Annotated in this window: 19 protein-coding genes; 2 read left to right on the top strand and 17 right to left on the bottom strand. The window is 63.5% G+C overall.

Features of this window, described 5'->3' with window-relative positions:
• Position 1: 1 nt before the first annotated feature.
• From I6F37_RS06310 to I6F37_RS06280, 7 genes are all read right to left on the bottom strand, one after another.
• Entirely contained in the window at positions 2 to 595 is a 594-nt protein-coding gene (locus I6F37_RS06310) for a TRAP transporter small permease (protein ID WP_225150637.1), read from the bottom strand.
• Positions 596 to 753: 158 nt separating this feature from the next.
• Positions 754 to 1551, bottom strand: a complete 798-nt coding sequence (locus I6F37_RS06305; protein WP_035999229.1) for an MBL fold metallo-hydrolase — start codon at positions 1549 to 1551, stop codon at positions 754 to 756.
• A 13-nt stretch (positions 1552 to 1564) separates the two neighbouring features.
• The gene (locus I6F37_RS06300; protein WP_035999225.1) at positions 1565 to 2341 is read right to left on the bottom strand and encodes a TatD family hydrolase; all 777 of its coding nucleotides are present in this window, start codon (positions 2339 to 2341) and stop codon (positions 1565 to 1567) included.
• 13 nt (positions 2342 to 2354) lie between these two features.
• A complete protein-coding gene (gene metG, locus I6F37_RS06295; RefSeq protein ID WP_074448020.1) occupies positions 2355 to 4301 on the bottom strand; it encodes a methionine--tRNA ligase in 1947 nt (648 codons plus the stop codon).
• A 108-nt stretch (positions 4302 to 4409) separates the two neighbouring features.
• The gene (locus I6F37_RS06290; RefSeq protein WP_035999222.1) at positions 4410 to 5456 is read right to left on the bottom strand and encodes a DNA polymerase III subunit delta'; all 1047 of its coding nucleotides are present in this window, start codon (positions 5454 to 5456) and stop codon (positions 4410 to 4412) included.
• Complete coding sequence (tmk, locus tag I6F37_RS06285) at positions 5453 to 6139, bottom strand: dTMP kinase (protein ID WP_035999220.1); 687 nt, start codon at positions 6137 to 6139, stop codon at positions 5453 to 5455. Before tmk ends, I6F37_RS06290 begins: the two co-directional genes overlap by 4 nt.
• Before the next feature lie 2 nt (positions 6140 to 6141).
• Positions 6142 to 7404: a D-alanyl-D-alanine carboxypeptidase family protein gene (locus I6F37_RS06280; RefSeq protein ID WP_035999217.1), complete on the bottom strand. Its 1263-nt coding sequence runs from the start codon at positions 7402 to 7404 to the stop codon at positions 6142 to 6144.
• Between the two features lie 154 nt (positions 7405 to 7558).
• Here I6F37_RS06280 and I6F37_RS06275 point away from each other — a divergent pair, with 154 nt between their 5' ends.
• Positions 7559 to 8515 (top strand): alpha/beta fold hydrolase, encoded by a 957-nt coding sequence (locus tag I6F37_RS06275; protein ID WP_035999214.1) that lies wholly within the window; start codon positions 7559 to 7561, stop codon positions 8513 to 8515.
• Here I6F37_RS06275 and I6F37_RS06270 read toward each other — a convergent pair.
• Entirely contained in the window at positions 8509 to 9435 is a 927-nt protein-coding gene (locus I6F37_RS06270; RefSeq protein WP_225129927.1) for a septal ring lytic transglycosylase RlpA family protein, read from the bottom strand. The two genes, I6F37_RS06275 and I6F37_RS06270, sit on opposite strands and share 7 nt — an antisense overlap.
• 785 nt (positions 9436 to 10220) lie before the next feature.
• On the opposite strand from I6F37_RS06270, the gene I6F37_RS45515 reads away from it, so the two are divergent.
• Positions 10221 to 10349, top strand: coding sequence for a hypothetical protein (locus I6F37_RS45515; protein WP_260347296.1), 129 nt, complete (start codon positions 10221 to 10223; stop codon positions 10347 to 10349).
• Positions 10350 to 10382: 33 nt separating this feature from the next.
• On the opposite strand, the gene I6F37_RS06265 is transcribed toward I6F37_RS45515, so the two are convergent.
• The 9 genes from I6F37_RS06265 to I6F37_RS06225 form a co-directional block, all read right to left on the bottom strand.
• Complete coding sequence (locus I6F37_RS06265; protein WP_036031443.1) at positions 10383 to 10673, bottom strand: hypothetical protein; 291 nt, start codon at positions 10671 to 10673, stop codon at positions 10383 to 10385.
• A gap of 106 nt (positions 10674 to 10779) precedes the next feature.
• Complete coding sequence (locus I6F37_RS06260) at positions 10780 to 11100, bottom strand: DUF1476 domain-containing protein (protein ID WP_192893207.1); 321 nt, start codon at positions 11098 to 11100, stop codon at positions 10780 to 10782.
• Between the two features lie 220 nt (positions 11101 to 11320).
• Positions 11321 to 11512, bottom strand: a complete 192-nt coding sequence (locus I6F37_RS06255; protein ID WP_035999201.1) for a hypothetical protein — start codon at positions 11510 to 11512, stop codon at positions 11321 to 11323.
• 168 nt (positions 11513 to 11680) lie between these two features.
• Entirely contained in the window at positions 11681 to 12355 is a 675-nt protein-coding gene (locus tag I6F37_RS06250) for an endonuclease/exonuclease/phosphatase family protein (protein WP_225150635.1), read from the bottom strand.
• Positions 12355 to 14574 (bottom strand): VTT domain-containing protein, encoded by a 2220-nt coding sequence (locus I6F37_RS06245; RefSeq protein WP_225150633.1) that lies wholly within the window; start codon positions 14572 to 14574, stop codon positions 12355 to 12357. The genes I6F37_RS06250 and I6F37_RS06245 overlap by 1 nt, the downstream gene beginning before the upstream one ends.
• A gap of 6 nt (positions 14575 to 14580) precedes the next feature.
• Positions 14581 to 14877, bottom strand: coding sequence for a hypothetical protein (locus I6F37_RS06240; RefSeq protein ID WP_035999192.1), 297 nt, complete (start codon positions 14875 to 14877; stop codon positions 14581 to 14583).
• 1216 nt (positions 14878 to 16093) lie between these two features.
• Positions 16094 to 17443, bottom strand: coding sequence for an HlyD family type I secretion periplasmic adaptor subunit (locus I6F37_RS06235; RefSeq protein WP_225150631.1), 1350 nt, complete (start codon positions 17441 to 17443; stop codon positions 16094 to 16096).
• A gap of 13 nt (positions 17444 to 17456) precedes the next feature.
• Positions 17457 to 19793 (bottom strand): cadherin-like domain-containing protein, encoded by a 2337-nt coding sequence (locus tag I6F37_RS06230; protein ID WP_225150629.1) that lies wholly within the window; start codon positions 19791 to 19793, stop codon positions 17457 to 17459.
• On the bottom strand, positions 19790 to 21535 hold the full coding sequence (locus tag I6F37_RS06225) for a type I secretion system permease/ATPase (protein ID WP_225150627.1): 1746 nt from the start codon (positions 21533 to 21535) through the stop codon (positions 19790 to 19792). The genes I6F37_RS06230 and I6F37_RS06225 overlap by 4 nt, the downstream gene beginning before the upstream one ends.
• Between the last annotated feature and the right edge of the window lie 60 nt (positions 21536 to 21595).

Here is a 21595-nt window from a genome sequence, read left to right as displayed (position 1 = left end):
GTCAGCCCCCACCGCCCTGCGAGATGCGTTCGACGAACTCTGCCGGAGTTTCGTCGGGCGAGCCCTTCTCGTAGCTCGGACGGTTGCCGCCGATGACGTTGACCATCTCGTCGATCAGCGCGATCGAGAGGATCACGAGGCCGCCGGCGAAGCCGAGCTGGGGAATCCAGAGCGGAAGCGCGACCACGCCCTGCGCCACGTCGTTGAAGCGCCAGGAATCGTAGGTCATCTGCACAGCATGACGGGTGAAGTAGAGAATGAAGGCAGCGGCAATGCCGAGCGCCACGACCTCCGCGATCTGCTTGGTCCGCCCGTGCAAGCGCTCCAGCAACAGGCCGACGCGGATCATCTCTCCGCGCTTGAACGTGTGAGCGAGGCCGAGGAACGCCATCGCCGCCATGCACCAGGACGCAAAATCATCGCCGGCGGGAATGTTGAGCGCAAACTGGCGCCCGACCGACATCACCATCATGATTGCGAAGATCGCGACCAGGAAGACGCCCGCGGCATAGCCCGCGCCGAGATAGAGGAGGTCCAGCGCGCGTCGTACCGGTCCCTGAGTCGCTACATCGTCCTCTGCCAACGCGATCCCCATCCTCACACGATGCGACTCGACGGACCGATAGCATCCGACTGCCGGTCCTGTTTGAATATCGCCCTGCCCAACGCCTGTCTTTCAGACGTTAGATCAACATGATGGGGCCGGTGCAAGCAAGGTCTATGCCGGCTGGCAGGAGAATTTCCACCGCGGGTTTAGTGCGTCTCGAGCCGCAGCCCGTCATAGGCCGGCACCACGCCAGGGGGCAGCGACTGCCGGATAACCTCATAATCGACGTCGGCGGTCATGTTGGTGATGACCGCGCGCTTCGGCTTGAAGCGCTCGATCCAGGACAGCGCGTCGTTGATGCTGAAATGGCTGACATGGCCGGTGTAGCGCAGGCCGTCGACGATCCAGAGATCGAGATTTTCCAGCGCCTCCCAGCTCTCGCGCGGGATATCATTGAGATCAGGCGTGTAGGCCGCATCCCCGATGCGGTAGCCGAGCGCGGGGATGTTGCCGTGCTGCACCAGAAAGGCGGTCATCGTCACCGCGCCGCCCTTCCCCAGAATGGTCTGGCTTTCTCCCGCCTCGATCGAATGCCGCGTCAGGATCGGCGGATAATCGCTGCCCTCGGGCGAGATGAAGCAATAGGAGAACCGCGACAGGATGTCCTTGGCGGTCGACTGGTTGAAATAGGTTGGAATGCGCCGGCGCATGTGCATGACGACCGAGCGCAGATCATCCATGCCGTGGGTCTGGTCGGCATGTTCGTGCGTCAGGAACACCGCGTCGATGTGGTCGACATTGGTCGAGAGCAATTGTTCGCGCAGGTCCGGCGAGGTGTCGATGACGATGCGTGTCGTGCCATGCTCGGACGTCCGTTCGACCAGCAGCGAGCAGCGGCGACGGCGGTTCTTGGGATTGTTGGGATCACAGGCGCCCCAGCCGAGCGCCGGGCGCGGCACGCCGGCGGAGGAGCCGCAGCCCAGGATCGTCAGCGTCAGCGTCATGTGGCTCCCAGTCTCAAGCTTTCACCTTCGAGAACAGGCGGAAGAAGTTTTCGCTGGTCTGGCGCGAGATCTCGTCGAGCGACACGCCGCGCGTCTCGGCGAGCACTTTTGCGACTTCGACCACGTAGGCCGGCTCGTTGCGTTTGCCCCGAAACTTGCCGGGCGCAAGATAAGGCGAGTCTGTTTCGACCAGAATACGGTCGGGCGGCAGTTCGGCTGCGATCGCGCGTAAGGTCTCCGATTTCTTGAAGGTCAGGATTCCCGTGAAGCCGATATAGAGCCCGAGCGACACCGCCTTCAGTGCCAGCTCGCGCCCGCCCGTGTAACAATGCAGGACGGCGCGAAACGATCCCTTTGCGGCCTCCTCTTCCAGGATGCGCGCGCAGTCCTCGTCGGCCTCGCGGGTATGGATCACCAGCGGCAGGCCGGTGGTGCGGGCGGCGGCGATGTGGGCGCGAAAGCCCCTCGCCTGCGCCTCCTGCGAGCCGTTGTCGTAGAAATAATCGAGCCCGGCCTCGCCGAGCGCGACGACCTTGGGATGCTGGGTCAGCGCAATCAGCTCATCCGGCGCGATGCCGTCCTCCTCGTCCGCATGATGCGGATGGGTGCCGACCGAGCAATAGACGTCGTCATAGCGCTCCGCGATGGCGAGCAGGTCCTGCAGCCGCCGGACCCGCGTCGAGATCGTGACCATGCGGGCGATCCCGGCGGCTCGCGCCCGCGACACGATACCGTCGAGATCTTCCGCAAAGTCCGGAAAATCCAGATGGCAATGACTGTCGACCAGCATCGTGCGAACGCCTTCAGGCCGCCGGCTCGACGTAGCGCGGGAACGCCGGCATCGGCGCCGGCAGCGTCGAACCGGGCGCGATGCGCTTGGCGCCGCCGAGCATGTCAAAATTGCGCTCGGCTTCGGGGATGCCGAGGCTGTCGAGCAGCTTGCCGGAGGCGGTCGGCATCGCGGGCTGAGCCAGGATCGCAATCTGACGCACGACTTCGGCGGTGACGTAGAGCACCGTCTTCTGCCTGGCCGGATCCGTCTTGGCGAGCGCCCACGGCGCTTCACCCGCAAAATAGCGGTTGGCCTCCGCGACCACGGCCCAGACGGCGTTGAGCCATTGATGAATCTGCTGCGTCGCCATGGCTTCACGCGAGGCAGCGATCATGCCGTCGGCCATCGCCAGGATCGCCTTGTCGTTGTCGCTGAACTCGCCGGGCTCGGGCAGCACGCCGCCGAGCTGTTTTGCGATCATCGACAGCGAGCGCTGCGCGAGATTGCCGAGATCGTTGGCGAGATCGGCGTTGATGCGCGCGACAATCGCCTCGTGATTGTAGTTGCCGTCCTGGCCGAACGGCACCTCGCGCAAGAAGAAGTAGCGCAACTGGTCGACGCCGTACTGGTCGGCGAGGTTGAAGGGATCGACAGTGTTGCCGACCGACTTCGACATCTTCTCGCCCCTGTTGAACAGGAAGCCGTGGGCATAGACCCGTTTCGGCAGCGGGATGCCCGCCGACAAAAGGAAGGCCGGCCAATACACCGCATGGAAGCGGATGATGTCCTTGCCGATGACGTGCACGTCGGCCGGCCAATAGCGCCAGTTCTTGTCGCTCTCATCGGGGAAACCGACGCCGGTGATGTAGTTGGTCAACGCATCGACCCAGACATACATCACGTGCTCTTCGTCGCCGGGCACCTTCACGCCCCAATCGAACGTGGTGCGCGAGATCGAGAGATCGCGCAGGCCGCCCTTGACGAAGCTCACCACCTCGTTCTTGCGCGAGTCCGGCCCGACGAAGTCAGGCTGATCCGCATAGAGCTTGAGCAGCTTGTCCTGGTACTCCGACAAGCGGAAGAAATAGCTCTTCTCCTCCACCCATTCCACCGGCGTGCCCTGCGGCCCCAAGCGCACGCCATCGTCGTTCACACGCGTCTCGTCCTCGGCGTAATAGGCCTCGTCACGGACCGAGTACCAGCCCGAATAGGTGTCAGCGTAGATGTCGCCGTTCGCTTCCATGCGGCGCCAGATCTCCTGGCTGGAACGGTGATGCTGCTCCTCGGTGGTGCGGATGAAGCGGTCGAACGACACGTCCAGGCGCTCGTCCATCTCTCTGAAGCGGCCGGCATTGCGCGTCGCGAGCGCGGCGGTGGACATGCCTTCGTTCGCCGCCGTCTGAATCATCTTCTGACCGTGCTCGTCGGTGCCGGTCAAAAAGAACACATCCTTGCCGTCGAGCCGCGCAAAGCGCGCCAGGGCGTCGGTCGCGATCGCCTCATAGGCATGACCGATATGCGGGCTACCGTTGGGATAGGCGATCGCGGTGGTGATGTAGAAGATGTTGTCGCGCGCGGCGGCAACCGCAGGCGCGGCAACGTGCGCAGAAGCGACGGGCTTCGGCGAACGAGGAGCCTTTGGCTTCGGCGCCTTTGGCTTCTCAGGCGTCACGACGGGAGTCGGTGCGGCGGTCACGGCAGGCGCAGCCGCATTTTTCGCGACCTTCTTCGCCGGAGCCTTGGCCGGCTTTTTGGCAGCTTTCTTCACCGCCTTCTTGGCGACGACCTGCTTCTTCGCGGCCTTCTTTGCGGCGCCCTTCTTCACGCTCTTCTTGACGGCAGCCTTCTTGGTCTTCTTGACCTTCTTGGCAGCTTTGGCCGCGCGCGCCTTGGCCTTTTTCGCGGCTTTCTTGACGGCCTTCTTCGCAGCCTTCTTGCCGCTCTTGCGTTTGACGGATTTCTTAGCTCGCGTTGCCACCACGAATTCCTTTACCGGCTTCTCGAATTTTGGAAACGGCTCGGCGTTCCGTTATTGTTTTGCGCATGATCTTTCGGAAAACCGCTGCGCACTTTTCCGGATCATGCTTTAGCGCGTTGCGTCCGCCAGCCAGCCGAACACCGAGAAAACCAAGGGCTTTCGCTCCAGATTGTAGGTTTCGGTGTCGCGCGCGGCGCGGACGATCTTTTCCCATACCTCAGCTAGCCGCGCAAGGCGCGGCAGGTTCTGGTTGGCATTGGCCTCATCCGCATGCAGGCGCTCCGCAATCCAGCGGTCGATGCCGTCGATGAAGGCCGCAAGCGCCACGCGGTCGCTGGTGCCGAGCGAATCGCCGAGCGTGTGCAATTCGCGCGGATCGACCTGCGGCAGGCGCGCGAGCAGCGCCGCCGTGCGCTGCTGAAGCTTCAGGGCCTCGCCACCGAGCAACGTCAGCGTCCGTGCGACGCTGCCCTCGGAGGCCTCGGCCGCCTCGCGCAGCGCGGCATCGTTCGGATCGAGCTCAGCCGCCGAAGCGGCGGCGCCGATCACATCGTTCGTGGTGAGCGGCCGCAGGCGCAGCTTGCGGCAGCGCGACTGGATCGTGGCGAGCACCCGCGCGGGCGCGTGGCTCACCAGCAGGAACAGCGATTGCTGCGGCGGCTCCTCCAAGATCTTCAGAAGCGCGTTGGCCGCGTTCGGATTGAGCTCGTCGACGGTGTCGACGATGCAGACGCGCCAGCCTTCGGCCGCGGCGGTCGAGCCGAAGAAACCGATCGTCTCGCGCGTCTCGTCCACGGTGATCACGGTGCGCATCACGCCGCGCTCGTTGGCGGTGCGCTCGAGCGTCAGCAGGCCGCCATGCGAGCCGGCCGCCACCTGCCGCGCCACGGCGTCGTCGTGATCGATCGCAAGGCTTTCGGCGCGCTGCACGGCCGGCGCCAGCGGCTGCGCATGGGCGAGCACGAAGCGCGCCATGCGATAGGCCAGCGTCGCCTTGCCGATCCCCTGTGGCCCGCCGATCAGCCAGGCATGCGGAATGCGTCCGCTGCGATAGGCATCAAGCAGCGCGGCCTCCGCCTCGCGATGGCCGAACAGCTGCGACGTCTCGCGCGGATGCGGTATGGCGGTTTCGCGCTCGGCCTGACGCGGGCTCATACCGACACCACTGACGCAGGCGTTGGCAGCAGGCGCTCGCGCAGCGCCGTCCAGACGCGCGCGGCGACCGTGTCCGGATCGGAATTGGCGTCGATCAGCACGCAGCGCGCGGGATCCTCCGCCGCGATCTTGCGATAGGCTTCGCGGAGGCCCTGGTGAAAGCTGAGCTTCTCAGCCTCAAACCTGTCGGGCGTGCCGCTGCCGCGGCGCGCGGCGGCACGTTGCAGGCCGATCTCGACCGGCAAATCGAGGATGATGGTGAGGTCCGGCTTGAGGTCGCCGATCGTCACCCTTTGCATCGCGTTGATCAGGCCATCGGGCACCTGGCCGAGGCTGCCCTGATACGCCCGCGTCGAATCCGCGAAGCGGTCGCACAGCACCCAGACGCCCTGGCTCAGCGCCGGCTGGATCACGGTGCGGACATGGTCATCGCGCGCGGCGGCAAACAGCAGCGTCTCGGCCTCGGGGCCGAGCAGCTTGCCCATGCCCGACAGCACCAGATGACGCATGATTTCAGCGCCCGGCGAGCCGCCCGGCTCCCGCGTCACGCGGATGCGCAGCTTTGCCGCCTTGAGGCGGTCGGCGAGCTTCTTGATCTGGGTCGACTTGCCCGTGCCCTCGCCGCCTTCAAAGGTGATGAAGCGTCCCCGTCCGGACGGCCGCTGTGCAGCGCTCCCACTCATGATCAGAGCTTCTCGGCGCCTGCGCGGAACATGCCGATCACGAGCTCGCTGGCGCCGTCGATCGCGCGGCGCATGGTCGAGCCGGTGCCGATCGCCTCCGCGGCGTAGACCGGCGTCTCGACCGCGATGTTGCCGCTGCGCCAGACCCTGACCACGCCGACCCGCTGGCCGGCCTCGATCGGCGCGCGCACCGGGCCACTATAGACGATGCGCGCAATCAGCTTGTCGCTGCCGTTCTTGTGCACCATCACCTTCACAGGGGTCTTGGCGATGAGCTTGACCGACCGGCTCTCGCCGCCGAACACCTTGGCGTAGCCGACCGGCTGCTCGGCCGCGATCAGGGTGCGGGTCTCGAAATTGCGAAAACCCCATTCCAGCATCTTCTTGGCTTCCGTGGCGCGGTCCTCGGGATCGTCAAGCCCGTTGACGACGACGATCAGCCGCGTGCCGTTCTGCACGGCGGAGCCGACCATGCCGTAGCCGCCTTCCTTGGTGTAGCCGGTCTTCAGGCCGTCAGCGCCCTCCATCGAATTGAGCAGCGGATTGCGGTTTTGCTGGCGGATCTTGTTCCAGGTGAACTCCTTCTCGCCGAACAGTTTGTAGAATTCGGGGAAGTCCAGGATGATGTGCCGGGCAAGCATGCCGAGCTCGCGCACCGTCATCTTGTTGCCGGGATCGGGCAGACCGCTGGAATTGGCGAAGGTCGACCTGGTCATGCCAAGCTCGCGGGCGCGCTTGGTCATGAAGTCGGCGGCAAAGATCCGCTCATTGCCCGCCATGGCTTCGGCCAGCGCGATGCAGGCGTCGTTGCCGCTCTGGATGATCGCGCCGCGCAGGAGATCGTCGACCGAGACCTTGCTGTTGATGGCGGCGAACATGGTAGAGCCGCCCGAGGGGGCCCCGCCTCTGCGCCAGGCATTCTCGCTGATCCGATACTCGTCGTTCAGCTTGATGTCGCCCTTCTTGATGGCATTGAAGACGACCTCCGCGGTCATCAGCTTCATCATGCTCGAGGGCGCGCGCAGCTCGTCGGCGTTCTTCTCGAACAGCACACTGCCCGAGGAGGCTTCGATCAGGATCGCGGTCGGGGCATCGCCGTCGAAGCCGGCATCTTCCGCTTTCTTGCCGCCCTGGACGCTCTGGTTGGCCGCAAGGAGCGCCCCGCCCCAGCCGATGGCCGCTGCCAAAACCGTCGCGATCAGCCCGCGTGCCAGCGTTCCGGCGGTGAGCCGGTTGCGACGAAGCAAAGGAAGACGAAGTGCCATGGCGAAGCCCTGAGAGAGGCGTTCTAACAGCTGGAACAGATGCGAACAACACGCGGTTGGACGCTTGTCGCCGAGATTGCACGATTCTCGCCGCGCCCCTATCGTGGCGCCTCATGTTTTTCGACCAAACCCCTGAAACAAGGCGGAAAAGCGAATGCCCTCAACCCGCATGATCAAGGCCAACGGGGTCGAGCTGTTCGTCCGCGAAGCCGGCCAGGGACCGCTTGTGGTCCTGTGCCATGGCTGGCCGGAACTGTCCTATTCCTGGCGCCACCAGATCCCGGCAGTCGCCGAAGCCGGGTTTCACGTCGTCGCCCCCGACATGCGCGGCTATGGTCAGAGCGCGGCACCACTCGACGCGAACGCCTACTCGATCTTCGACACGGTCGGCGACGTGGTCGGCCTGGTCCAGGCCCTCGGCGAGACCAAGGCGATGGTGGTCGGCCATGATTGGGGTGCACCGGTCGCCTGGCACGCGGCGCTGTTCCGGCCGGACATCTTCACGGCGGTCGCGGGCCTGAGCGTGCCGCCGCCGTTCCGGGGCCGCGGCAAGCCGCTCGACCTGCTGCGCCAGGGCGGCGTCACCAATTTCTACTGGCAGTATTTCCAGACGCCTGGCGTCGCCGAGGCCGAGCTCGAGCGTGACGTCGCACGCACCATGCGCATCGTCCTCGGCGGGCGGGGCCTCGCCGATCCCACCGCCGCCATGTTCGTGCAGGAGGGCAAGGGCTTTCTCGGCCACGCGGGCGCCGACGAGCCGCTGCCTGGCTGGCTCAGCGAGGCAGACCTGGCCTATTTCACCGAGGCCTTCCGCAAGTCCGGCTTCCGCGGCGGGCTGAACTGGTATCGCAACATCGACCGCAATTGGGAGCTGACCGCGCCCTGGCAGGACGCGCAGATTCACCAGCCTTCCCTCTTCATCGCAGGCTCGAAGGACGCCGTCATCACCGGCCTGATCGGGGCCAAGCGCGTCAACGAGCTCGAGCGCGTGCTGCCCAATCTGAAGCGCAAGCTGATCATCGAGGGCGCCGGCCATTGGGTGCAGCAGGAGCGGCCCGAAGAGGTGAATGCGGCGCTCGTCACGTTCTTGAAGGAGAGCGCGGCTCAGTAGAGGCCGCGGCCGCTCAGGATGCTGCGGGCCTCGGCGGCGCCATCGGTCGATGCGGCCGCGCTGTCGGCGGCGTAGCGACCGTCCTCGCCATAGGACACCGCGCGGGCGTTCTGGAGCGCCCGGCCCCGGCTGCGGCTCGAAGCCGACATCTCCGAGGTAGCATTGAGCGAAGCCATATCGGCCGAGGTACTGCCGAGATTGTATGGCCGCCCCTCCGGCATCGGGACCTCACCGCGAATGGCACCGCGGGTCGAGGACGGCAGCTCCGGCACAAACGGCTTGGCCGAGGCGACCCGGACCATCGAGGGCGACGGCGCCGGGACGCCGGTGCGCAGGGTCGCCAGAAGCTGGCGGTCGTCGGAGCCTTCGAGCGGCGCCCGGCCGACATATTCGACCCGGACCTTGGCGACGCCGTTCCCTTTGAATTCAAGGAGTTCGGCGGCCTTGTTGGAGACGTCGATGAGGCGGTTGCCGTGGTAGGGCCCGCGGTCATTGACGCGGACGATCAGCGACTTGCCGTTCGAGACGTTGGTCACCCGCGCATAAGACGGCATCGGCAGGGTCGGATGCGCCGCGGTCAGCGAGGTCATGTCGAACACTTCGCCATTGGCGGTCAGGCGGCCGTGGAAACTGTCGCCGTACCAGGAGGCCATGCCCTCAGCGCGATAGTTGACGTCCTCCTCCGGCACGTAAGTCCGGCCCGCCACGACATAGGGCTTGCCGACGCGGTAGGTGCCGCCGCCCTTCGGGACCGGATCGCCGAAGGCCACCACCCGCGGGCTCGAGGACACCCCGTATTTCGGATCGACCCGGCTGGCGAACTTGTTCGACGAGGCGCAATTGGCGAGCGCAAGGCAGGTCGCGACCGCCGCAACACCGCGCGCGGCTCGCAAAACCGAATCTGACCGACGGATCCCCATGCGCCCCAAATACCACTTCGCCGGAGGCGTACCCAACCCGCTTTGGCTACGGGAGCGCTGTCCGGTCATCTCATCCAAGGCGGCCCACCACCGTCTCGGAAGCGGTAACGATAACGCAACCCGAACGCGGCGGAAATGGGGAGCCCACGGCGATCACGCCGGGATGGTAAACGAGACGTTCGCATTTTTCCGTTGTTCTACGGGGCGATGGCCCCCGCACTGTGCCAGTGCCGGACAGTCTGTTGCGCCAAATCCTCACTCCACCCCCATTGTCGCGGCGCTCACCGAAATTCTTTTGACTGTGCAAGGCCGCCCGCGTTCTCTCGGATGCGAGGGCAGGATTTGGAATTTAACGATGATCGAGACGGTTTCGGCACTGATGGGTCTGGTAAGCGCGGGGATCTTCCTGGCCCATGCGTTCGAGGGTTACCGCACGAGGGCCTGAAGGCACTCGCGCGGGCGGCAAGCATCACCTCTTTCAAAGCGGCGCGTTCGGACGGTCGATCCACTCGCGCATCGAACACGAGAGCGGCAGGTGTCCCATGCGTAATCATGACCTCGTATCCGATGGCTTCCTGGCCTTGACCGCCGGCGGCTTGGTGCTGCTCTGCTCGAGCCTCGTCGCGCTGGCGTTTGCCTGAACCGCACGTCCGCCTGTCCAACACGGGTTCTCTCCATTGCGGCGCAGCAGGCGCGGCTGTCCCCGCTCCCATTCAGTTGATTGAATTATTGCGTTCGGCGCCTCGACCAATTGCAAGAGGCCATCACCAACGAGGGTGACGCAAATGCTTGCCGAGAAGTTCTTCCTGGTCTTGGAATCCCTGATCCGCGGCAACCGCACCTATCCGGATGGAAGTCCCCGGGTCATCAGCACCTCCCCGCATGTGCCGGTCAGGCTGCCGTCAGCGAAATAACCGGCGCGTCCGCCAGCCGCCGAAATCCGCCGCTCAGCGCAGGCCCAACAGCGAGCGGCGGTAGAAGCCGCCGCGGGCCTCGTTCTGGCAGACGAAGCTGCCGTCGAAGCCCTGGCCGTAGCGCTTCTGCCCCTTGCGGTAATAGACGCCCTTGCCGAAGTCGAGCCAAACCACCTTGTCGCGCGGGCAATGACGCTGGGCCTGCGCCTCGTATCGAAACGGCGTCAGCGGCGTCGCCGAGACCTCGGCGCCACCTGCAGCGACCAGCATGGCGCCGGCGCATGCGATTGCGCCGGACCATTTGCCAAAGCTGCCGCGTGACATGCCCCCACCTCCCGCTCGCCGCCGTCTCCGGCGGCTGGCACGGTAGCACGAAACGGCACAGCCCGCGGAAGGCGGCAAGCGCGCCGAATGAACGCGGCAGCGGGTGTCATTGCCGGTCCGCTTCGAGCTGCGCCAGCGCCTGGTGCAGACATTCCTGAAGCCTCTGCGCGACCTGCTCGCGCGCGATCCCCGTACCTGCGAGATCGCCCGCCACCTTGCCGACCACGTGGTCCATCGTCCGGCTCTCCAGATGGTCCGTCACCAGCGCAGCCGCGTAGCCTGCAGCGGCATCGCCACTGAGCCCGAGCTGGCCTGCGGCCCAAAGCCCGAGCAGCTTGTTGGACCGCGCCGTGGCCTTGAACATCAATTCCTCGTCGTGGGCGAATTTGGCTTCAAAGCCCCGCTCGCGCTTGTCGAACGTGGTCATGGTCAGCTCCATTCTGCGTCGCTGATGAGGATCGGACTTGCTGGGAGCGAACGTCTCCGTGGTTCAGGTCAGTTTTGGATCATCAGAAGCTTCCTCCCGGAAGCGAAGCGCCGTCAAGCCTGCCGATGGGAAGCAGACACCCAAGCGGCATTGGCGGCCGACAATCAAATGCCGCCAGCAGATGCGATTTTTTGGTAGTTGCGCGGCTAAGCGCGTTCGCTCAGCCCTTCGCCGCCGCCGCTTCGCGCGCCAGCCGCTCGGCCTTCAGCCGTTCCTTGTTGGCATAGAACGCCTTCTGCGCCGCTTCGTGATCGCGCATGGCCTTCTCGGCCTCAATCCGCCGAGCCGCATCGCGAGCGTGGCGCTGTTCGGGAGTCAGGGGTTTGCGTCGGAAGGAAAGGTCTTCAGTCATGCCAAATGAACGTGGCCGTGAGGAAAAAGTTCCGCATGGTCCCGTTCGAGACCGTCGGCCGGGGGCATAAGTTGTCCGAAAACAACCCCATGCACAGTAGCTAAGTTCCTCTACTACAACGCTTTTCTCAATGAGGGCCAGAGATCCGCACTCCCGTCGCTGGAACCGTTAGATCGCGATGTCCGCGATCACGGGCAAATGGTCGGAATAGGCGCGCGCCGCATGGTCGGTCCAGACTTTCTCGATCCGGCTGTCACGCGTTGCGTAGATCCGGTCGAGCCGCATGAGGGGCAAGCGCGATGGGAAAGTTCGCAACCGCGTCCGGTTCGGGCAGGCCTGCGCGAGCACGCGCCGCACCGATTTCACCCAAAACCAGTCGTTGAAATCGCCGAGGACGACGGTCCTTTCCGGCCTCACCAGGCTCACCACGGCCTGAGCCTGCGCATAACGCTCGTGGATGCTGAGGCCGAGATGAGTGGCGACCACGCGGACGTCGCCGAAAGGCGTCAGCAACCCCGTCGCGATCGCCCTGCGCGGCTCCCGCTCTCGATACGACACGTCGACGATCTCGGGCACGCTGGAGAACGGAAAGCGGCTCATGAGCATCTGGCCGTAGTCACCGTCCTCCGTGACGATCGACTTGGCATGAACGCGATGATCGCCGACGACGCGCGCCAGCTTCGCGAACGGATCGTCCGACCGCGATCGGGAATCCACCTCCTGAAGCGCGACGACATCCGGCGACCATTTGCGCAGGATGGAGCAAACACCCTCCAGATCGAATTTCGGATTGAGATTGAACGTGCCGTGCACATTCCACGTCATGAAGCGCATCGGCGCCATCAGCGCCTCCCGGCGAGCCACGTCGCGAGGAATTGAGCGCCCGCACAGACGCCGAGCCAGCCCAGAAATGCCAGCGTGAGCAGCAATACGCTGCTCCAGGACGCATTCCTGGCCAGATCGGCGATCTGCGCTCCCAGAACGGCCATGGCGAGAATGCCGGGCATCATGCCCAGCAGCGTTCCAACCAGGAAATCACGGAGCGGCAGCGTGCTCGCGCCAGCCGCGACGTTCACCAGCGAGAATGGTGCGATCGGAATCATCCGGATGACGACGACGGCCAGGATTCCCTTGCCGACAACGCGCTCCTGGATGCGCGCCGCACGGCGTCCCAGCAAGCGCTGAAGGCGCTCTCGGCCCAGGAACCGTCCGATCGCAAAAAGGAGGAGCGCGCTGAGCAAGACGCCCGCCATTGCGGTGACGAAACCCAGCCAGGGCCCCAGGGCGGCGGCAGTCGCAGCAATGAGCACGAGAACCGGAAAGATGACCAGCCCGCCGACGACAAAGGCCGCAATTGCGAATGGCGGTCCCCAAACGGACTGCGAATAGGCAGACAGGAACGACGAGATCCGGCCCGTATCGGCGTAATCGCTGAGGGACGTGTACGACCAGGCCAGCGTCAGTCCAAGAAGCGCCAGCGCGATCGAGGCGATCCCGATGATCGTCTTCGTGCTCCACATGCGCGATGCCGCCCGCTCGAGATGAAGAGGCAGCTCAGGGTCCGCCACCGGCTGAACCAGGGTGGCCAGCGTGCTGGTCAGAACCGAGGACTCCACTTTTCGCAGCGTCTTCGCCCCACCCTTTTTCGACACCTGGTCCAGCAGGGCGAACAGCCGATGCTCGTTTTGCGTGACGGCCTGCTCGTCGAGACCGCAGAAATGAGCGATGAGCCGACGGCGGACCGAGGCGATGAAATCCCGATGCTGCTCGGATTCAGCTTCAAAGATGAGGTCGCATTCGCTGTCGGCGCCCATGGAACGATTGTTCAGATTGGCCGAGCCGATCCGCAAGATCCTGTCATCGACGATCATGAGCTTGCTGTGCACCATCACCGCGGCTTCCTTATTGCCGCTGCGGGAGATCGGATAGACGAAGCGGATGCGATCGGCCACGCCAGCTGCGCTGAAGCAGTCGATGAAGGCGCCACGGCCGTTCTGCATGGCCTGGGACTCAAGCCACGAGGAATGCAGTTTCGGAGCGACGACCAGAACCCGAAGCGACGGCACGCGACACATCTGCTCCGCGAGTTCGTGCGCCATCCTGGTCGCGCTGGTGAATTGATTTTCGATGTACACGAAGCTCGTTGCCGACCGGATCGCCGCAATGAAGGAGCGTTCGACCTCCTTGATGGTCGATCCTGCGGGACAGACCACCTCGGTCCGGGCGATTCCGACCGGCAAGTGCTCGGCCTCGACAGGCACGTTCGCCGGCCAGCGACCGTTCCTCGGTGCGCGCCGTTCATCGGACTGTTGGCCTGCCGCACGCCAGCGTTGCTCCGCGAGGGCGAACAGCTGCTCCGCAGCATCCCCGTCGACCAGGCACTGAACGTCGTGAAACGGTGGATATGGCTTGCGCTGAGGGTCGCAGCGCATGGCATTGTCGGCGCGGTGGTCACTCGTGTCCCAGCGCCGGATCGTCAGATCGAGGCCGCCGACGAACGCCAGTGATCCGTCGACGCAGACGATCTTCTGGTGTTGCGCCGAACCAAACGGAAGCGTGGCGTCAAGATGAAACCGGACGCGGCCATCGGTGTCGGCAGTGAATTTCGCCGCGGAACTCCACTCTCTCTCGGAAGCGTAGAACGAGACGAAGTCCCAGACGAGAATGTTGATGCGCAAGGCGGGCCGGCGCTGCACCAGGGCGCGTAGGAAGGGACCAAGCTCGTCAGGCAGGCCATCATCGGCACGTCCGGAAGCTCCGACCAGACGTGTCCTGCTATGGATGTCCCATCCGACGATGTAGACGACATCCTGCGCCTCCAGCAGTGCCTCCCGCAGGGCGGCGAAATAGGCGGCGGCATCATTCAGTACCGCCACGCGCCGCGCCTTGCACCGCCGCCAGACGGTGTCGCCGGGAGTGAGTGTCGATGCGCTCTGAAGCAGGTGGACCTCGCAATTCGCGTTTGCGTCTAAACGCGCTGGAGGCTCAAGGGGTTCCAGGCGGTCAACGGCTGCGGTTCGATGCGAATGCCGAATGTCCGGCGCCCACTGGGCCCGTCGCACAAGTCGTCATTTGGTGCGGACAAACTTCGCGCCGGCGCTCCTCAACACATCGACAATTTTCTCAGGGGCATCGCCGTGAAAATCGACGGAAACCTCGATCAGGCCTTCCAGCTTCTGCCGCCCCTCCGGAGTGGGCGCTGTCTTGACGTCGGGTCCTGCCGCGCGTGTTCCCACGGTGTTCGCAGCGCCGGCAGGCTGGACGAAGACGTCGCCTCGCGGCACGCCGCATTCCTGCACGACATGCTCAACCGCAAGCTCGGCTCCGCGGCGCGTGTCGAATTCTCCAATGATGGTGCTTTCCAAGGCTGCTCTCCGTGTGCTCGAGACTGCGAACAACAGGCGAGCCGAGGCCAAGTTCCTGAGGGAGCATGCAAGAGGATGACGGTCGGATCCCAGGCGCTGATGATCAGAACCGAATGAGTCCAAACAGGAAGAGCAGCGCCACCGTGACCAGGCCGGAGATCAGCAGCGAGCCGAGACATCCCAGCCGGTTCGAGAAAAAGAAGAACATGCGTTGCCCGCTGTGAAGCTTGCTGTCGGGCTAATCTCTCTAAGTCAGTAGCGTTCCTGCGCAGTTTCGCGTGTCCGTGGCTCTAGCACGCAACGCTTCCTTCCACTGCATTTCAACCAGTCCCGATCCTCCTCTTGAAGACTGGAGATCCAAACGCAACATGGGTCTACGGCACCGCCGGAATCCGTCTCTCCAACATCGCGGGCCGGACTTGAGCGAGGAAGATTGAACAGATCCGTCGGGCTGCGGTGTTAGGAATGGGTCTCGGCCAAATGACCCGAGCGGCACCGGGGCGCCGCCAATCCAGACCTTGGGAGTGACGCGCCGAGGCGCCCCAGTCTTTCCAGCGCAGGCTAGTGCAACACGCGAGCGGCTTCGGCGAGCCGGACCCTTTCTCTCAGCTCCTCGAGCTCCTCGATCGCGTCCAGCAATCTCACCAGCTCGCGGGCAATATGTGTCAAACCGGACTTGGATTGCTTTAAGATACGAACTCGCTGTGCCATCGGTGCACGCCTCCATGGTCGGGCACGTCCAATTGGCAAGGAGCGTGCCAGCCCACGAGGGGAACTTATGGCGATTTCTGGCGGAAGGGGTGTCCTGTCAAGGCGCTTGATATTGCGAGCCTTTTCATCGCCCTCCTCCGAAATTCTACGGTCAGAACTACGGGAGAACTGGCCGCCCTGCGGCCGTAGCTTTAGGCCAACGAACTCCCCCCGAACCAGCCAAGCGGAGGACGCGCGCTATTCGAGGTTATCATCTGCGCAATCGACTTCGCCCGCGTGACTGGACAAACTGGCCGCGTTTCGTGGGCGACCTGGGGAAATCTCCGTGTTCTACCAAGTACCCTGCGGATAGGGTCAGACACTTGAGCCGAGGCATCCAGCCGGTTCGAAAAAAAACTAAACAAGCGTTGCCGGCGCGAAGAATTGTCGAGGTCTTTTTCAGCTCGATGGCATTCCGGGCGCCTCGCTCCTTGATGCGTCCCTGTTCGGTGTCTCCGCCAAGACGTTAACGCTCCCGAAAGGCGCGGTTCATCTGATCTGTGAAAGGTTTCACCAGATATGACGCCGCTGTCCTTTCCTGTGTTGAAATAAACACCTCTGCAGGCATGCCGGGAACAAGCTTAAAACCATGAAGCTTGGCTATCGCATCCTCGGTCGGCAGCAAATTGACGAATGCAACATAGTACTCCTGCCCATTTGAAGGATCGCGCGCCGAAGCGGGAGACAGCATGACGACGGATCCCTTCATCTCCGGCGTTGTGTTGCGGTTGAACGCGGTTAGGCGAACGCGGGCGGACTGCCCTTCTCTCACCTGGTCTATGTCGGCCGGCGAGATCTTGATCTCGAACTTGAGCTCTGCATGCTGGGGTACGATCGTCGCGATCTTCGCAGCCGGCGTAATAACGCCGCCGACAGTATGAATAAAGAGCTCATTGACGTAACCCGCAACCGGAGACCTGATTTCGGTGCGCGACAGACGATCCTCGATCGCCAACTTTCGTTCGCTTAGCTCGGAGATGCGGGCGTCTACGGTCCGCAAGTCGCGTTGCGCCTCCGTGCTGGCATTTTGATCTACGGCGATGATCTGAACCCTGATTTCGCTCGCACGGACCTTAGCCCGGGCAATACCCGCAGAAATCTCGCCGCGTTCTCCTAGTATTCGCGCCCAGTCGCGGTGAGCTGAATAAACCCGGGTATACTCAACGATCTTCTTCTCGAAGAGAGCGTCCAGCTTGTCGCGCTCGGCACCAACCAATTGGATCTCGTGTTCTTTGGCAGCGAGCCGCGCTTCCATTCCCTTGATCTCCTCCAGGGTCTGGCTGACGCTGAGCTCGAGCTGCTCCTTCTGGCTATCCCTCCCCAACTTGTTGCCCGCGAACAGTCGGCGTTCACCCTGGATCACAACCTCCGAGGCGGTCGAAATGCGCCCGAGATCCGCCGGGAATTCGATCGAAGGGAGGTTGTCGCGCTCCGCAATCAGTCGCGCTTGACGGCCCAGCGCTTCCCCCAGCTGAGACCTGACGATAAGGAGTTCTGCCTTGATTTGCACGTCGTCCAGAGTCGCCAGGATTTGTCCTTCGCGAACGAAATCGCCCTGGCGAATCGACAGCGTTTTAACGATGCCGCCATCCCGATGCTGCACCTCCTTCAGGTTCTCGTCGACCTTGACGGTACCGCTGGCGACGATGGCCCCTTCCAGCTTGGCTATCGCCGCCCACCCGCCACAGCCGATCACCAATACAACCACAAGCGACAGTCCGCCGACTATCCTTGGCCATAGCCGGAGCGATCTCTCGACGCTGCCGGGATTGGCTGGCAACGCGGTAGCAAGTTCTCTCGGGTCGGTATGTTTCATGGACGTTATTGCCTCAGCTGACCGCCACCGTGAATTGAAGGTGATGATGCCCCTCGACCTGAATCGTAAAGAACTCGTCCGTGTCAGGTCGATCGTGCACGTCCACCAACGTCATCTTGTTGCTGTCCACCTCTTCGAATCGAAAGCGCACCGGTCGCTTGTCTCCGGTTGTCGAAAGATAGACATCGTCGAACATATCGGAGATTGTCTCGTCAACACCGCCCTCCCCGAGGACACTGATCTCGTATGTCGCAGCTACTATTCGATCCCCCACCGTAAAATCAGTGATCTTGCGGACCGTCAGCGCCTGGTCATCATCGCCCGTCCTCCTGAACTCGAAGGTGTCGTCGCCGTCGCCTCCCGTCATCGAGATGGAGTTCGATCCAGCGGCGACAATGTGGTCGTCGCCCGAGCCGGTAATGATCCTCTCGAAGGCTGCAATCAAGTCGTGCCCGACATCGAGACCGTCGGCAGTACCTCCTTCGAGGTCGACCGTGATACTCAGGGTTGCGGTCGAGTAATCGAGCGTGTCCTCTCCGGTTCCTCCATCATAGGTGTCATCGGCCGCGTCGGCCGCGGCAGCGACGTGATCGTTGCCGCCGCCGGCAGAAACTGTGTCACCTCCTGAACCATCCGAAACGCTGTCATTCCCGGCACCTCCTTGGAGAAGGTCGCTCCCGTTGCCGCCGCTCATGGTTACGTCGGCCGTCTTCGATCCTGCATCGATATGATCGTTGCCGCCTCCGCCGATAACCGCCTCCACGCCGGCAACTCTATCCTGACCGATCTCGCGTCCCTCCGCCGTTCCATGTCCGAGGTCGATGGCAATTCTCTCCCTCGCAGCGGAAAAATCGATAGTGTCAAACCCGTCACTACCGTCGTAGGTGTCGTTGGCCTCGTCAAGCGCGGCTATGAAATAGTCGTCTCCGGCATCGCCGTGTGCCCTGTCGCTACCCGCGCCGTCCGTCAGCACGTCGTTGCCGTTGCCACCGAACAGAAGATCATCGCCGGCGGCCCCGACAATCACGTCATCGCCGGTCCCACCGGCGAGGCTGTCATTGCCACCACCGCCATCGATCCTGTCGTTGTCCGCATCGCCCTGAACGGAATCATTGCCGGCGCCACCGATCAGGATGTCGGCACCACCGCCGCCTGAAATGACGTCGTTTCCATCTTCTCCCATGATGGTGTCGTCGCCGTCCTCGCCATACAGACTGTCGTGACCGGCACCTCCGAACACTACATCGTTTCCCGCGCCCGCGAACACCAGATCGTTGCCTTCCCCGGCATAGACGATGTCGTTGCCGCCCCCGGCTACGATGTGGTCGTCGCCCAGGCCGCCAAAAATGATGTCATTGCCCTGGCGGGCGTCGATGTTGTCGTCGCCATCCCGGCCGTCGATCCGATCGGCGCACTGCGTGCCGAGAAGGTTGTCGTCGGCAGCCGTCCCGATGACCGGCGGCGCTTCGATGACGCTAAAGTGCGCCGTCTGCACGACGGACGCGAAGCCGTCGGTGATGGTATAAGTCAGCGTCACCTCGCCGAGCATGCCATCGTCACGGGCGAACACCCAGCTCCCGTCCTGCGCCTGTGTGATGGCGCCGGAACTTGCCGTGAGATTGACGACCCTCATGATGTCGCCGTCCGGATCGGTGGCACCGCTCAACAGGGCCAAGAGCGAGATCGTCAGAGCCTCACAGCCGATCACATTGCGCAGCTGTACCGGTCCGCTGATCCGGGGCGCCCGATTGCGTTGAGGATCGATATCGAGGTCGAGGTCCGGACGGGGGGTGAAGGGGCTCGGTCCGCGAGGCTTGGCGTCACCGTCTCCTCCTCCTCCGCCACCGCCTCCCCCGCCCGAAGCACCCGCTCCTTCGGAAGACGCGGATTGCGGGCGATTATCATTGTTCGCCCGGATTGGATCTCCCAATGGACCATTGTCGACGCGAACCTGGCCGGAACGCTCTCGTCCGTTGAAGTCAAGCGCCGGGGAATCATTGGCCAGGAACTCGCTGATCTCCTGCGGCAGCACGATCCTGATCGGCACGACGTTGTCGGAAGACTTGGCAGTGCGCGCGTCCGTGGCCGAATCGTCCTCATCTGCGAGGCTCGCTTCCGCTGCCGGCGCATCGCTCTTCTCTTCGGAACCGTCATCCCTGTCGGTCTTCCGGTCTTCGTGCGCTTCCACCGTCGTCGGCAGAAAGCTCTTCAGGTACGTCGCAGCCGCGGTCAGAAACAGCAGGAAAGCGATCGGCAAGATCCCTTTCTTCTCCGGCTCCTTCTCGACGTAATCTTCGTGCCTTGGTCGCGACGGCTGTGACTTCGGTTTCAGCGCCTGAACTGTAATCATGCTGGCCTCCTCACTTGCGTTTGGAGTTCTTCTGCTGCAGGTCTTGCCGACAGGCCCGGTGTCATGATGTCGTTCTTCGTTCCGAACGCCGTCATGCGGCCATTCTGGACAATGGCGACCATATCCACGGCCACAAGCGCACTGGGCCGGTGGGCAATCACGATCGTTATGCCGCCACGCGCCCTGATGCCTTCGATCGCCCTCGTCAGGGCCGCCTCGCCTTCGCCGTCAAGATTGGAATTGGGTTCGTCCATGATGACAATGAAAGGGTTGCCATAAAGCGCCCGCGCCAGCGCCACGCGCTGTCGCTGACCTGCGGACAATGCCGCGCCCTGCGGGCCAAGCTGCGTCCGATACCCTTCCGGCATCTTTACGATCATCTCGTGAACGCCGGCCGCCCTGGCTGCCTCGACCACTTTTTGGTAGTCCGGCTGCGGCTCGAAGCGGCAGATATTCTCTTCAATCGTCGCATCCATCAGGCTGATCTCCTGAGGAAGGTAGCCAACGTGACGACCGATATCGTCCTCTCGCCATTGGCCAAGATCGGCGCCGTCCAGGCGAACGCTGCCGCGCAGCAACGGCCAGATGCCGGTAAGGGCGCGCACCATGGTGGTCTTGCCACCGGCGCTGGGTCCGATAATTCCGAGCGCCTGGCCGGCCTCGAGTTCGAAGCTGACGTCGCTCAGGATGACCTGCCCGGATCCGGGCACGGCGACCGTTGCCCTTTCGACGCTGAGCCGCTTGCTCGGCGCCGGCAGCTTCATCGGCTGGTCGACATCGGCAAGCGCCACGACCGTGTCGCGCAGCCGTTGAAATGCCATCCTCGCCGAGATGAACGCTTTCCAGTTGCCGATCGCCAGATCCACCGGCGCCAGGGCGCGTGCGGAGGCGACAGAGCATGCGATGATCGCGCCGGCCGAGAGTTCACCCTTGATGGTGAGGTAGGCACCCAATCCAAGAACGGCGGACTGCAGCAGCATGCGCAGCACCCGCGACACGGCGGCGAAAGTGCCCGTGATGTCATTCGTCCTGGTCTGAAGATCGAGGTGCTCGCCATTGGCGGTATGGAAGCGATCGACCGCACGGTTCGCAAACCCCATCGCCTTGATAACGTCCGCATTGCGTGCGTTGGAATCTGCGATGGTGTTTCGGACCATTGCGGCCTTCCGAGCGGACACGCTCAGATGCTTGGTCATAATCTCGCTGACGACGGTGAGGACCGTCAGTATGAAGGCTCCCGCGAAGGTCAGCGCGCCCAGGAGTGGATGCAGGAGATAGATGAATACCAGATAGATCGGCATCCACGGCAGGTCGAACAGCGCCGCGGGTCCCTGGCTGCCGAGAAAGCCGCGGACGGTATCGACGTCCCGGCCACGTTCGAGCGCCTCGGAGGTGGAGAAGCCGAAACGGGGCATGTCGATCGCCACCCGGTGAGCCAGTGGAGCGATCTTCTTGTCCAGCCTCGCCCCGACACGCACCAGAACCTGCGAGCGAACGACGTCGAAACCGCCTTGAAAGAGATAAAGTCCGATGGCCAGACTCGACAGAACCACGAGAGTCGGGATGCTGCCGCTGGTCAGGGCCCGATCGTAAATCTGCATCATGTACAACGAGCCGGTCAGGGCCAGCACGTTGATCATTCCCGAGATCAAGAACAGAAACAGGGCGATGCCGCGGAAGCCACGCGTCAACTCCTCAAGATTGCGGCGCTTTGCCGGCGTCAACTCTTTAGACTTGGCCATTGGACCCCAACGCTCGCTTCAGAAAGAAAGGGAGATGATGGAGGCGGATTGTTCGCTCCG

It is taken from the genome of Bradyrhizobium sp. NBAIM08 (genome assembly GCF_020193935.1).
Taxonomy (GTDB): Bacteria; Pseudomonadota; Alphaproteobacteria; order Rhizobiales; family Xanthobacteraceae; genus Bradyrhizobium; species Bradyrhizobium yuanmingense.
This window is presented reverse-complemented; position numbering and strand designations above follow the sequence as displayed.